The organism is Halobacillus shinanisalinarum, from assembly GCF_022919835.1.
In the GTDB taxonomy this organism is placed as follows: domain Bacteria; phylum Bacillota; class Bacilli; order Bacillales; family Halobacillaceae; genus Halobacillus_A; species Halobacillus_A shinanisalinarum.
The window spans coordinates 2,365,794-2,378,490 of record NZ_CP095074.1 but is presented as its reverse complement, the minus strand read 5'-3'; the positions used below and the strand labels follow the sequence as shown (position 1 = coordinate 2,378,490).

Below are 12,697 nucleotides of genomic sequence, written 5' to 3'. Positions count from 1 at the left end.
TCTAGCTATGCATAATCATGCCGCCATTAATGTGAATAAATTGTCCGGTTATATACGTGGAGTCATCTGATGCAAGTAATACATAGCTTCCTACATGTTCTACAGGCTGCCCAGGGCGCCCCATCGGAGTATTTGTGCCGAATTGTTCCACCTTATCTTCAGAAAAAGTGGAAGGAATGAGTGGTGTCCAGATTGGGCCGGGAGCCACTCCGTTTACACGAATCCCTTTATCAACGAGCTGTTTAGCCATTGATCTTGTAAAGGCAACTACCGCTCCCTTTGTGGTCGTGTAATCGACTAACTGGGGATTTCCTGTATAAGGGTTGACAGAAGCTGTATTAATAATAGAGCTTCCCCCTTTTAGGTGAGGGAGAGCTGCTTTAGTCATATAAAACATTGAGTAGATATTCGTTCTAAACGTACTCTCTAATTGCTCAAGAAGAGATATCTAAAATATCATCTGTAGGGTGCTGTTCGCCAGCATTATTTACTAATATATCAAGACGGCCAAGTTCTGTAGTTGTTCGTTCTACTGCATCGCGGCAGACCGTTTCTTCTCCCACATCCCCTGCAAGTAAAATGGCACGTTGTCCTTCAGCCTCAACTTTTTCTTTGGTGATTTCAGCATCTTCATGTTCTTCTAAATAAGAGATAGCTACATCGGCTCCTTCTTTAGCGTAACCGATTGCGACAGAACGTCCGATTCCGCTGTCACCGCCTGTAATGAGAGCGACCTTGCCAATTAATTTGCCTCCACTTTTATAATCATTGTCTGATTGAAGCGGCTGTGGACTCATTTTTTCTTCAACGCCAGGCTGCTTCGCTTGTTCTTGGCCTGGCTGTCCATCCGTTTGTCTATTTCTACGTGCCATGTAGAATACCTCCTTCAGTTATGATCATGTACGATTAGTTCATTCCACATGAGCAGAAAACTCAAACTATTAAGAGGAGAAACAGGCTTTGTTCACTTGATTGAACATAATTATTTATGAGGGAGAGGAAAAAGGGTATGGCACACGGTTAATGCAGAGAATTTATGAGATCGCCAATGAGCGAGGTATAAGGGAAATAGAACTTGACTACTGGTTAGAAAATCAAGGCGTAAAGAATTTTTATGAAAAAGAACAGTTTACAAAATATCGGGAAGTTGTCCGTAAAAGTTTATAAAGATTGTTTTTAAGAAAAACAGGGAGATATCTTTCAATGTAAAAGAAATGATTTTTACCAAAAGAGATAATTTGAGGTTAGGGGCGGTTGCTTTATCTCTCCATATCTCCTTATGATCATAGTCGTTATGATTTATGCTGGAAACATTCTTATTGGAAAGTCGATCAATGAATTACCACCTATTACCATTACTTTTTTCAGATTATGGTGGCCTTCGTTGTACTTTTTCCACTTGGATATCGAAGTGCCTGGAAGTACCGAGACAAGTTCTTTGAATACAAAAAGCCGGTCTTAGTGATGGCCTTATCAGGGATCGCTCATTTAATACATTTATATATGGAGCCTTGCAGTTTACCACATCATCAAATGTGGCCGTTCTTGAATCGATCATTCCAGTGATAACTGTAGTATTGAGTGCTTTTATGCTAAAAGAGAAATTAAAAGGGGTTCAATGGTGTGGAGTTGTACTTTCCCTTATCGGAGCTATTTGGGTGGTAATGGATGTATCTTGAACCTGGCTGTAATAGCATGGAATGTAGGCGACCTGATTGTGATTGGAGCTATTATAACATGGGCTCTTTACTCTGTTACGGTTAAGAAATACATGCATCATTTGCCATCGTATGCTGCTATTCTTGTCATGACGGGAGTTTCACTCAGCTTTTTGCTTCCTTTTATTATAATCGAATGGAGCATAATAGGGATTCCGCAAATGGGAAACTCAAATTACTTAGGCGGACTGCTTTACTTAGGTATATTTCCCTCTTTGGTAGCATTAATTTTTTATAATCAAGCCATTGCTATACTAGGAGCATCCCAGGCTTCTATTTTTTAAATTTACTTCCCGTTGTTACAATGATGGGTGCTTATTTATGGTTAGGGGAATAAATTACAGCCATGCACATTGTTGGAGCGGGGATCGTAATCGTTGGCGTGTTGCTTACTACCCAACCCCGTGTTAAGCGAAGAAATATAAAGAATAAAAAGCGGTACTCCTAAGTTCAATAAAAATAAGAAATACTTGTATTACTTAACATAGCGAAAAATGTAGAGTATTATGTTTTGTTTCTCAAATTAAGGGTATTTTGATGGAAAAGGAAGAGAGGTGGTTTCATGGCGTTAACATCTATCAGTCTATTAATTATGGCTATCTCATTTGCAGTAGTTACGGTTTACGTAGTAAGGGTTCTAATTGCCGCATCCGATACAATGAAGAACGTATCTGAAAACCTTGAAAGTGTACAAGATAAAGTATCAGAAATCATTAGAGAAACGAAATATATATTAAAGGAGACACATGCGACCGTCGATGATCTCCAACATAAGAGTCAGTCAGTAGACAGTTTCTTTGACTCTTTACAACAAGTGGGGGCATCGGTAGGAAATGTGAATGAGCCGATCAATGGTTTATCAGAAAGTGTCTCCCGTTATTCTAAACAAAACACTGATCAAGTAGCTAAAGCCATGAGATGGGGGGATACATTTATTAATCTTTATATAAAGTGGAAGAAAAGTAAGTAAAATATTGAGGTTCTAAAGCAAAAATTAATGTAAACGAACAGAAACTAGCAATAGAAATGAGGTCATATCATGGATTATTTAGGAATTGGTATTTTAATTATCGGGATTGCTTTTGCTATCCTATCAATTTTCCTTATAAAAACATTAAATAATTTAGCTGATGTACTAAAAGGAGTAAATAAAACTGTCGATAAGCTTCCGGAACAGCTTGATGGTGTGATGTCCCAGACAACTGAGATTTTAAACAATAGTAATGATACGTTAGCTGATGTGAATGAGAAAGTGAGAGCCTTAAGCCCGCTTTTTTATATTGTTGGAGATATTGGTGATTCTTCCAGAAAACTAACCTCCTCACTAGCAGACATGACTAAATCTATGAAAAAGAGTACGAAGGATGGCAATAGTACCGTTAAAGAAGAAGATGTCGGCGGCTTGTATGGAGCTGTAGCCCTCGGTTATTACCTGACTCAAAAACGGAAAGCTTTAAAAGAAGCAGCAGCCACGAGTCGGTCATCATGAGTCAAACCATTAAAGGTCGTAAGAAGGTGAATAAATTCGGTACAACTGTTGGACTACTCGTGGGTTTTATAGGAGGGATTCTATTAAAATCAAAAACATCACTAGATGACCGATCAATGAAAAGAAGCACAATAGATAGTATCCAGAAAAAGTACAGAAATAAGACCGATAAATTATTTACAACTGGCCATGTGAAGTATGATTCAATTCAACGAACAAAAAATTACTTGGAGTCAGAGGCAAAAAAAGATATACCTTCTTAATAGAATGTTGTTAAAGAATAGAAAGGGGCAAATAACATGAATAATAATGAAAAACAGACTCAGAAAAATTCAACAAAAGGTAAATTAACATTAGCCATGACTGCAGGGGCTGTAGTAGGAGGGGCATTTGTTTTAGTTAGAAACCCGTCTGCACGAACCAGGTTAAAAGAAACATCCGGTTCCACAAAAAATACAGTAAGTCAATATATTTCTAATGTCAAAGCTGACCCTGCAGGAGCGAAAAACCAGTTGGTTGATCGTATTCAAAAAACAGCCTCCATTACTAGAGAGGCAGTTAATAAGATTCAAGACATCCTTGATAATGAAGGAAAGGAGATAACGAATAGGGTTCAAGAAGTCAAAGAAGAGTCAGAAGAGATCGTTTCTACAGCCAAGGAGGCCAGCGATGAGTTGAAAGAAGTGGGTGACAAGGTTGGTGAAGCTAAAGATGAATTAACAGAGTCAAAAGAGGATAAGCAACAGGCTTTAGCAAATGATGAAAATCTATCTATAGTTGAGGATGATGAGCATGAGATTAAGAAAACAATTAAACCAAATTAATGGTTTGTTAAATCATATAATGAAAGGTCAGCTTTGTTGATAAGCTGATCTTTTTTAAGGAAAAGGATTATGGATCGCCGCAACACCTATTTTAAAAAATTCTTTACGAAAAGATGCTTCACTTGTGGAGCGCATTGAAGCAAGAAAGAAAAGGGTATATTTCAATCAATTATGATTTAACAGAACTACAAACCTTTTTACAACGTTCAACGTCTGATTATTCTTATTGCACTGTGTTAGGATAAGCATTAGGTAAACTGAAATAACTGTTTGAATTTCAGGATGTTCAAAAAGTCACCAAATGATTAACGGCGAAACTCTTCGTTGCTCGGTTTGTCCGGTCCTCACGTATTGCACTGTGGCCCAAAACTGTCGCGCCTCGGACTTCTTGCGACGCACAGGACGTGCTAGTGTCGACGTTCTCATTCGTCACCTTTTTGAACACACACTTAAAGAAAAGAGGAGGAGTGACATGAACCAATTCCCGATAATTGATGGTCATAATGATACATTGCTAAACCTTCACCAACAAGACATAGGGAAAGGTCGTTCATTTTTCAGCGAGAGCTCTATTGGTCATATAGATTTGCCTCGAGCAAGGAAAGGGCAGCTTAGTGGAGGGTTTTTTGCGATATTTTGCCCTCATCCGACAGGTGCATTACTTCCGGATTTTGAGAAATTCGCTACTGAAAAGGGGTATGATTTCCCCTTGTCTGATCCGGCCGAATATGAATACTGTCATCGAATGACAAATGCAATGGTTGCAGACCTGTTTAGCTTGGAGGCAAATTCAAATGGAAGCTTCAAAGTCGTACGAACCATTGATGAACTAAGTAACTTAGTACATAAAGAAACCATTGCCGCCATTCTTCATTTTGAAGGAGCTGAGGCAATTGACACGGACCTTGACGCATTAATTGTATACTATCAGGCAGGCCTTCGTTCATTAGGACTCGTATGGAGCCGCCCCAACGACTTCGCTCACGGCGTACCGTATCGGTTTCCTTCCACCCCTGATATTGGCCCCGGACTTACCGAACCAGGGAAGAATTTGGTTCGTGAATGTAATCAACTTGGAATTATGCTAGATTTGTCTCATCTTAATGAAAAAGGATTTTGGGATGTAGCGGAAATTTCCGATGCTCCTTTAGTGGCCACTCACTCGAATGCACATGCGATATGTCCAATATCACGCAATTTGACCGATAAACAACTGGATGCGATTGCCGAGTCCAATGGTGTAGTAGGGGTAACATATGCCGTTAACATGCTTCGTCCGGATGGGAAGCTGGATACAGCTACTCCCTTAGAAGATATCGTTAAGCATATTGATTATATAGCCAACCGCATAGGCATCGAACATGTTGTCCTAGGTTCAGATTTTGATGGCACAACGCTTCCAGATGAATTAGGAGATGTGACTGGGGTGCCAAAGGTACTTGGATTGTTAAAAACACGTGGTTTTAGTGAAAAAGATTTATGTAAATTAACGCATGAAAACTGGCTTAGAGTTTTGAAGAATACTTGGAAATAAAAGTAATTAAAGCGCTTTTCACTGAAGGTAATTCACATAAAAAGTCCTAACTTCCAAGTCCACGAAAAAGGAACGTTTATGAATTTTAATAGGATCGACATATAAGAAGCTGACCACCTATACCTTAGGTGACCAGCTTCTTTTTAGCTGAAACCAGTTATTTTTAGTGCCCAACTCACTTGAGCTTTTCTATGTGTTTTAGGAAGGTATTTGTTCAATATAGCTTTTGATGTTCCTGCCAGAATCCCTAACGCCCGCTTCGAGTTTTGCATAAGTAGGTTCTTTCAAAAGCATGGATGCTCTAGCGAAAATGTTAAAAATATATTGAATTTATTATTCTAATATTATAGAATTAATGAAACATTATATCCGAGGTGATGAGATGGAAGTTATTCAAACAACAAGTAGAAAAAGGGAAACCTATCGGACAAAAGTAGAGCAGTCATTGCTTTACGAAGCTGCTCTTGGCATTGCAGCTGTTACGAACACTCCACTTTTAGATACGCTTGAAAAGTCAGATTTGGATGCTGTAAAGAAACAACTTTCGAATGAAATGAATGACCAACTTCAATACGTTGAAGAGAACAACACTTGGAAGTCATTGCTTCAACTCCTTCACCAAGATTCCTTTCCAAACTTAGATGCCTTCATTGAATTTATCCAACAACTAGATGTGAACAAACTCAAATATATTTGCTTGCCATATTTAGGCCTTGCTTTTCAAGAGTTACGTGACCAAGCATCTAAAGGGGATAAAAAGGCCGTTAAGTCGTTACAAATAGAAGTAGAGAACCACCCCTTTTTTAAAACATACATTTCCTTTATAACAACTATAGATCCTACACAACTTAAAAACCACTTAATCGCTGTTATAACAGGCTGGTACATAGCTGTAATAATACCTCAGGAACAGGAATTGCAAGCCATACTACAGCGTGATCAAAAAGCAAAGCAAGATATGTCTAAAAATATAGACGCGGAGTCTCTTGTAGAATGGGCGACAGGAGGTATCAAATATTTCCCAGAGCCAAGTGTGTACCGAGTACTATTAATTCCACAACGAACGTATCGGCCATGGAACGTGGAAGCGGACATTGAGGGAACAAAAATTTTCTATTATCCTGTTTCCAATGACAGCATTTATAAGGATGACCCTTATGCTCCTGATCAATTTCTTGTCCAGAAATATAAAGCATTAGGCGATGAAGTGAGGATGAAAATAGTTAAGCTTTTATTTGAAAAGGAACGTACTTTACATGAGCTTACGGATACCCTTAACATGGGAAAATCAACTATCCACCACCATTTGAAACTGTTGAAGTCTGCCCGAATCGTAGAAGGTGAGCGTTCCATTTATCGTTTGAAGAAAAATTCGGTCGATATGATGGCGACAGAACTTGAGCATTTCATTGGTAGTCTGCCATGATGGATCCGTTATCCAGTCATGCTTCCACAGATGAAACCCCAGAGTGGAAACGGAACTTTCCCGCCTTTCGCTTAATAGGGGGAAATGTGATCTCTTTCCTCGGTGATCAAATCTATTTATTAGCACTACCGCTAATCGTTTTAGCATTGACTGGGTCTCCACTAGCCATGGGGTTCGTAGCTGCACTAGAACGTTTGCCCGTTCTACTTCAGCCTCTAACAGGTGTAATTGCGGATCGCTTTCACCGCAAAGGGATATTACTGCTTTGTGATGCGGGAAGAGGAATGATCATTGGTGCGGTGGGAGTGCTATTTATTAGGGATACCCTCGCGATGTGGCAGTTATATAGTGCGGCACTACTGATTGGTACATTGAGTCAGCTCTATCACACAGCCCAATTTGCTACAATTCCTCAATTGGTTAGGAATAATGAACTGGCAAAAGCAAATTCCATAAATACAGGTTTGTTTCAAACGGCCGTACTAGTAGGACCTGGATTGGGTGGAATATTAATTAACGCTTTCCATCCTGGGTATGCCCTTATGGCTAACAGCTTAAGCTTTTTCTTAGCCTTTTGTGCTGTGTCCACCTTGAAGATCCAATCACCTGCAAAAGATTCTCGACAAAAAGGGGTAGTGGAGGATATAAGAGAAGGCTTTTCGTATTTATTGCAAACAAAGCCCATTCTTTTCACCAATTTAGCTATGTTATTTTCTATTTTCGGTACGACATTGTTCTTAACGATGATGGTCTTCTACATGAGGGATGGGATAAGGTTAACAGTTGTGGAAATTGGATGGGTGTTATCTTTTGGAGGAGCGGCTGCGGTAGGAGGGGCTATTTTAACATCGATTTTAAGAAAATGGTGGACCTATAGGCAGATATTATTCACTGCTTCTCTCATTGGAGGGGTGTCTATCATCGGTTTTAGCCATTTCCAATCCTTCTGGTGGTTGGTAGTGATGAATGCAGTAGGGACTTTTTGTGCAGCAATTAAGAGTCCTTCCATTGTAACGATTCGTCAAAGGCTTACGCCTAGTCAATTGTTAGGGAGAGTTCAAGCTACAAGCCGTTTCATGACATGGATTTTGATGCCTGCAGCGGCTCTCATGGCTGGGGTCATCTCTGAATGGTCCAGCACGGAGGCTACAATTTTTTTGGGAGGAGTGATCGTTGTGATTGCCTCGTCCTTCTATCTTCATCCTTCGTTGAAGACAGCTTGAACTTTACCGAATCACATAAAAGATAAATTTATTTTTTCTGAAGAACTTCTCTAAAACGTTTCACGTGAAACAACAACATCATAGAAGCGTTTGGAATGGAATAAGATATTTAAATATAGCTAGATAATACTTAGGATAAAGTAAAGTGGCATTCTACAGAAGCCACTTTATTTCCTTTTATCCATGTATTCAGTTACCACAAAGGCTAAATCATCGTTGCCGAATAAAGATAGTACACCGAGAAGAGTTTGGTCCGGGATATCCTCGGCTTCTTTTTTAGAGACAGTTAACTCTAAGGCTTGTCTTAATGAATCATTGTCTATTTGATCAGGATAAGCTTCTTTATATAGCGAAACAGGATCCAGTTCGTGATTGATGCACCACTGAGCAAACACAAGGATCATCATCTGCTCGTCTTTTTGATAGCTTTGTATCACTTGATCTTCCATTTCTTTACGATCCATAAATCATGCTCCTTTATTAATATATATATAATTATAACGAATGGAAAGCTGTTATCACAATAAAAGGAGTAAGCATATAAATTAGCTGATACTTCTATTAATGTTAACATTATAACTGTAAACTCTTAACCCTGGTGGGTATGATGAACCTTTATACAGAAAAAGGAGGCAAAAAAAGTGAATAAATTTTTGTTAGTTTCAATCGTTGCCTTGGTCGGTTTGGCTGTCTTCATTGGTCCAGGAGTCTATAATAAGATATTTGGTGAAGAACGCAATAAGGAACGTACAGTTGAAGTGAAAAATGATGGCGGAGAGAAGGTCACATATTCTCAAGCCGAGTTAAAAGAAATGCTTACACCCATACAATATAATGTCACTCAAAAGAATGGAACAGAAAAGGCCTTTGAAAATAAGTATTGGGATAATAAAAAAGAGGGGATTTATGTAGACATTATATCTGGAGAGCCTCTTTTCAGCTCCACTGATAAATTTTATTCAGGTACAGGCTGGCCGAGTTTTACTAAACCGTTAGTTGAGGGGAATATTGTTAAAAAAGAGGATCCTGGTATCTTTGGTACTAGAACAGAGATTAGAAGCAAGGAAGCTGATTCACATGTTGGTCATGTTTTTAACGATGGTCCAAAGCCAACAGGCTTACGTTATTGCATGAACTCTGCAGCTATGGATTTTGTTCCTAAGGAAAACCTTGAAGAAAAGGGGTATGGAGAGTTTATGTACTTGTTTGAAAGCGAGAATTAGTACTATAAATGGCTTATCAAATAGACGCTTTCCTAAAATTAAGGAGGCGTCTTTTTAAGGGAATAAAAGTTGGTGAGGTGGAATTTTTAAACAAAAGAAATAGATAATTGCAGGAATCCAACCTATTAGGGCTTTTCGACTGTACGCAAAAAACTTAAATTTTACGAAGATCTGTTAGAAGATGATGTTAAAAAAGTTACCAAATGATAAACGGTGAATTTCTTCGTTGCTCGGATTCTCCGGTCCTCACGTAAGAAAGTCATACGCTGTGGTCCTCATTCGTCAACTTTTTGAACATACACTAGAAGTTTTCGCGATTGTTGCAGAAGGTCGAAATTTTAAAGAAAGCATCGTACAATAAGGGTAAGATTTTGGTTTTTAGCTAATGTTTTGTAGTAAAAAGTCGATAATAGAAATATTCGATTTACTAGATACTTTTACTAGTCAAAATATGATAAAATAAATAATAGATTCAAAAAAGGCATACGTATGCGCAGCAGCTCATAAGCCTGCGGCGCTTTTTTCTATTGATAAAGTAATGTTCCACGTGAAACATATTTGATCGTGTGCTTGATTGAAAAAAGGTGGTGTCTGATCGTGTTACATCCTTTTAGTCGTCTGTTCGGGCTGGGAGACAAGTCAGATTCAGATAGTAATAATAACGAAGAAGAATACAATCCTGATGAAGTCATGCAGGTTCCTGTCGAACGTGTTCAGCCGAACCGTTATCAGCCAAGGGCCATTTTTAACAATGAAAAGATTAGTGAACTCGCCCAAACGATACATACGCATGGGATGATTCAGCCGATTGTAGTTCGTCGTTTAAATGAGGAGCAGTATGAATTAATTGCAGGAGAGCGCAGGTGGCGCGCTGTTCAATTACTTGAATGGGAGAACATTCCTGCTATTCTTCGAGATATGGATGATGCTCAAACAGCTTCTGTTGCCTTAATTGAAAACTTACAGCGTGAAGAGTTAACAGTTATAGAGGAAGCTACAGCGTATGCACGGTTGATTGAAATCCATGAGTTGACTCAAGAGGCGCTTGCTCAACGTCTTGGTAAAAGCCAATCAACAGTTGCCAATAAGATGCGACTGCTCAAACTCCCTGAGTCTGTCCAGCAGGCAGTGATGGATAAGGAGATTACGGAACGGCATGCTAGGGCTCTGATTGTTTTGAAAGATAAGGAGAATCAAGAAAAACTTCTTGATGAAATTATTGAGAAACAGCTTAATGTAAAGCAGACGGAGGAACGGATTGCGAAGCTCCAAGATCCGAAACCCAAGAAGAAAAAACCGAAGCTAAAAGGTGTCAATAAAGACATGAGGATTGCGATGAATACAATTCGTCAATCGCTTGATATGGTGTCGGATACTGGTGTTGATCTGGAAACGAACGAAGAAGAACACGACGACTATTATCAATTCACTATAAAAATCCCTAAGAAAAAACCATAGCTTATTGAAGCCTCGCCCATCTAACAGCTGTGAAGATGGGTTTTTTAAAAATAAATGTAAAGCTGCGATTTGATTTTTAAATCAATTGAACAAATAAATTTGAACATACGTACGTTAAGTAATTGGGAAGAGGCAGGTGACAGCATGGGTAAAGTGATTTCCATTGCCAATCAAAAAGGTGGCGTTGGAAAAACAACAACAGCCGTTAATTTAAGTTCATGCTTAGCTTATTTAAATAATAAGGTGCTTTTAGTTGATATTGACCCACAAGGGAATGCAACAAGTGGAGTGGGTGTGGAAAAAGGGGCCGTTGAGCAATGCATTTATGATGTGCTGGTGGATGGAGTAGATGCCCCCAGGTACGCACTTCAACAATGGTAGAAAATTTAGATGCTATTCCTGCGACTATCCAGCTAGCTGGAGCTGAAATTGAACTTGTGCCTACGATTTCAAGAGAGGTGAGGCTCAAGCATGCCATTGATGAAGTGAAAGATGAATATGATTATGTCATTATTGATTGCCCGCCGTCATTAGGTCTTTTGACAATCAACTCTTTGACAGCTTCGGATACAGTATTGATCCCTGTTCAATGTGAGTACTATGCTCTTGAGGGTTTGAGCCAACTATTGAATACGATTCGACTTGTTCAGAAACACTTAAATAAGAATCTTATGATTGAAGGGGTCCTACTAACAATGCTGGATGCTCGTACAAATTTAGGTATCCAAGTTATTGAGGAAGTGAAAAAGTACTTTCAGGATCGTGTATATCAGTCAATTATTCCACGTAATGTTCGTTTAAGTGAAGCTCCCAGTCACGGCAAGCCAATTATTTTATATGATGCCAAATCACGTGGGGCTGAAGTATATTTAGACTTAGCGAAGGAAGTGATGGCAAATGGCGAGAGGGTTAGGTAAAGGAATAAATGCTCTGTTTACCGACATGAATGCGGAAGGCGATGAGCAGATTCATGAAATAAAAGTGAAAAGTTGTAGACCCAATCCATATCAACCGCGTAAACACTTCACTGAGGAAGCCATTGAAGAGTTGAAACAATCGATAGAGGAGCATGGAATCCTTCAACCTTTAATTGTCAGGAATAGTATTAAAGGCTATGAAATTGTGGTAGGGGAACGTCGTTTTCGTGCAGCTATAAAAGCGGGGCTTGAATCGGTACCTGTTTTGATCCGAGAGTTAACCGATGATCAAATGATGGAGTTAGCATTGCTAGAAAATCTTCAACGTGAGGATTTAACACCTATTGAAGAAGCACACGCCTATCAGAACCTCATCAAAGAATTAGGTGTGACTCAAGATAGTCTCTCTAAACGGCTTGGTAAAAGCCGCTCCCATATTGCGAATCTGGTACGATTGCTTACACTCCCCACTGAAGTGAGTGAGCGAATTAACAACGGGTCCTTATCAATGGGGCATGGAAGAGCCTTACTAGGGTTGAAAGATAAGAAAAAGGTCCTCCCTGTTATGGAAAGGATTGAAGCGGAAGGGTTAAACGTACGCCAGGTAGAAAAGCTCATTCTAGAATTAAATGATCGAAAGAACGAGCAGGTGAAAAAAGAACCGGAAAAGGATATTTTTATTCGTGAAAGGGAAGAAAGCCTCAAAAAATGCCTTGGAACAGATGTAACCATTCATAAAGGTAAACGTAAAGGGAAAATTGAGATTGAGTTTTTTAATGATGAGGATTTAGAAAGAATTTTGCACTGGTTTGAAAATGAATAAGAGCTTGAAGCCTGGTCGTATGGAAGTTCCAGGCCTTTTTCTTACATATAAAATAGTTTCAC

General features: G+C 39.1%; 14 protein-coding genes and 2 pseudogenes. 14 read left to right on the top strand and 2 right to left on the bottom strand.

Features of this window, described 5'->3' with window-relative positions:
- Position 1 precedes the first annotated feature (1 nt).
- Positions 2-872 (bottom strand): annotated as a pseudogene (locus tag MUO14_RS11680) (SDR family oxidoreductase).
- Between the two features lie 100 nt (positions 873-972).
- Here MUO14_RS11680 and MUO14_RS24765 point away from each other — a divergent pair.
- From MUO14_RS24765 to MUO14_RS11635, 10 genes are all read left to right on the top strand, one after another.
- On the top strand, positions 973-1,167 hold the full coding sequence (locus MUO14_RS24765) for a GNAT family N-acetyltransferase (RefSeq protein WP_396265825.1): 195 nt from the start codon (positions 973-975) through the stop codon (positions 1,165-1,167).
- 368 nt (positions 1,168-1,535) lie between these two features.
- Positions 1,536-1,679: an EamA family transporter gene (locus MUO14_RS11675; protein WP_244755567.1), complete on the top strand. Its 144-nt coding sequence runs from the start codon at positions 1,536-1,538 to the stop codon at positions 1,677-1,679.
- Positions 1,676-2,002 (top strand): EamA family transporter, encoded by a 327-nt coding sequence (locus MUO14_RS11670; protein ID WP_244755369.1) that lies wholly within the window; start codon positions 1,676-1,678, stop codon positions 2,000-2,002. Before MUO14_RS11675 ends, MUO14_RS11670 begins: the two co-directional genes overlap by 4 nt.
- A 278-nt stretch (positions 2,003-2,280) precedes the next feature.
- On the top strand, positions 2,281-2,688 hold the full coding sequence (locus tag MUO14_RS11665; protein WP_244755368.1) for a DUF948 domain-containing protein: 408 nt from the start codon (positions 2,281-2,283) through the stop codon (positions 2,686-2,688).
- A 69-nt stretch (positions 2,689-2,757) separates the two neighbouring features.
- Complete coding sequence (locus MUO14_RS11660; protein WP_244755367.1) at positions 2,758-3,207, top strand: DUF948 domain-containing protein; 450 nt, start codon at positions 2,758-2,760, stop codon at positions 3,205-3,207.
- The gene (locus MUO14_RS11655) at positions 3,204-3,470 is read left to right on the top strand and encodes a hypothetical protein (protein WP_244755366.1); all 267 of its coding nucleotides are present in this window, start codon (positions 3,204-3,206) and stop codon (positions 3,468-3,470) included. The genes MUO14_RS11660 and MUO14_RS11655 overlap by 4 nt, the downstream gene beginning before the upstream one ends.
- Positions 3,471-3,506: 36 nt before the next feature.
- Positions 3,507-4,031, top strand: a complete 525-nt coding sequence (locus tag MUO14_RS11650; protein ID WP_244755365.1) for a hypothetical protein — start codon at positions 3,507-3,509, stop codon at positions 4,029-4,031.
- Between the two features lie 472 nt (positions 4,032-4,503).
- On the top strand, positions 4,504-5,565 hold the full coding sequence (locus MUO14_RS11645; RefSeq protein ID WP_244755364.1) for a dipeptidase: 1,062 nt from the start codon (positions 4,504-4,506) through the stop codon (positions 5,563-5,565).
- Positions 5,566-5,947: 382 nt separating this feature from the next.
- A complete protein-coding gene (locus MUO14_RS11640; protein WP_244755363.1) occupies positions 5,948-6,991 on the top strand; it encodes an ArsR/SmtB family transcription factor in 1,044 nt (347 codons plus the stop codon).
- Positions 6,988-8,214, top strand: a complete 1,227-nt coding sequence (locus MUO14_RS11635; RefSeq protein ID WP_244755362.1) for an MFS transporter — start codon at positions 6,988-6,990, stop codon at positions 8,212-8,214. Before MUO14_RS11640 ends, MUO14_RS11635 begins: the two co-directional genes overlap by 4 nt.
- Before the next feature lie 167 nt (positions 8,215-8,381).
- Here MUO14_RS11635 and MUO14_RS11630 read toward each other — a convergent pair whose 3' ends face one another.
- Positions 8,382-8,678, bottom strand: a complete 297-nt coding sequence (locus tag MUO14_RS11630) for a hypothetical protein (RefSeq protein WP_244755361.1) — start codon at positions 8,676-8,678, stop codon at positions 8,382-8,384.
- A gap of 177 nt (positions 8,679-8,855) precedes the next feature.
- Between MUO14_RS11630 and msrB the strand changes: the two genes are divergently transcribed.
- The 4 genes and pseudogenes from msrB to MUO14_RS11610 all read left to right on the top strand — a co-directional run bounded on the left by msrB (position 8,856) and on the right by MUO14_RS11610 (position 12,635).
- A complete protein-coding gene (msrB, locus tag MUO14_RS11625) occupies positions 8,856-9,437 on the top strand; it encodes a peptide-methionine (R)-S-oxide reductase MsrB (RefSeq protein ID WP_396265824.1) in 582 nt (193 codons plus the stop codon).
- A gap of 597 nt (positions 9,438-10,034) precedes the next feature.
- Positions 10,035-10,895 (top strand): nucleoid occlusion protein, encoded by an 861-nt coding sequence (gene noc / locus MUO14_RS11620; RefSeq protein WP_244755360.1) that lies wholly within the window; start codon positions 10,035-10,037, stop codon positions 10,893-10,895.
- 144 nt (positions 10,896-11,039) lie between these two features.
- A pseudogene (locus MUO14_RS11615) lies at positions 11,040-11,812 on the top strand (ParA family protein).
- Positions 11,793-12,635, top strand: coding sequence for a ParB/RepB/Spo0J family partition protein (locus MUO14_RS11610; protein ID WP_244755359.1), 843 nt, complete (start codon positions 11,793-11,795; stop codon positions 12,633-12,635). The pseudogene MUO14_RS11615 and the gene MUO14_RS11610 overlap by 20 nt, the downstream one beginning before the upstream one ends.
- Positions 12,636-12,697 lie beyond the last annotated feature (62 nt).

Coding starts and splice junctions, on each gene's coding strand:
- MUO14_RS11665 (WP_244755368.1), top strand. CDS start 2,281: ATGGCGTTAACATCTATCAGTCTATTAATTATGGCTATCTCATTTGCA.
- MUO14_RS11640 (WP_244755363.1), top strand. CDS start 5,948: ATGGAAGTTATTCAAACAACAAGTAGAAAAAGGGAAACCTATCGGACA.
- MUO14_RS11645 (WP_244755364.1), top strand. CDS start 4,504: ATGAACCAATTCCCGATAATTGATGGTCATAATGATACATTGCTAAAC.
- MUO14_RS11630 (WP_244755361.1), bottom strand. CDS start 8,678: ATGGATCGTAAAGAAATGGAAGATCAAGTGATACAAAGCTATCAAAAA.
- MUO14_RS11610 (WP_244755359.1), top strand. CDS start 11,793: ATGGCGAGAGGGTTAGGTAAAGGAATAAATGCTCTGTTTACCGACATG.
- MUO14_RS11655 (WP_244755366.1), top strand. CDS start 3,204: ATGAGTCAAACCATTAAAGGTCGTAAGAAGGTGAATAAATTCGGTACA.
- MUO14_RS11635 (WP_244755362.1), top strand. CDS start 6,988: ATGATGGATCCGTTATCCAGTCATGCTTCCACAGATGAAACCCCAGAG.
- MUO14_RS11650 (WP_244755365.1), top strand. CDS start 3,507: ATGAATAATAATGAAAAACAGACTCAGAAAAATTCAACAAAAGGTAAA.
- MUO14_RS11660 (WP_244755367.1), top strand. CDS start 2,758: ATGGATTATTTAGGAATTGGTATTTTAATTATCGGGATTGCTTTTGCT.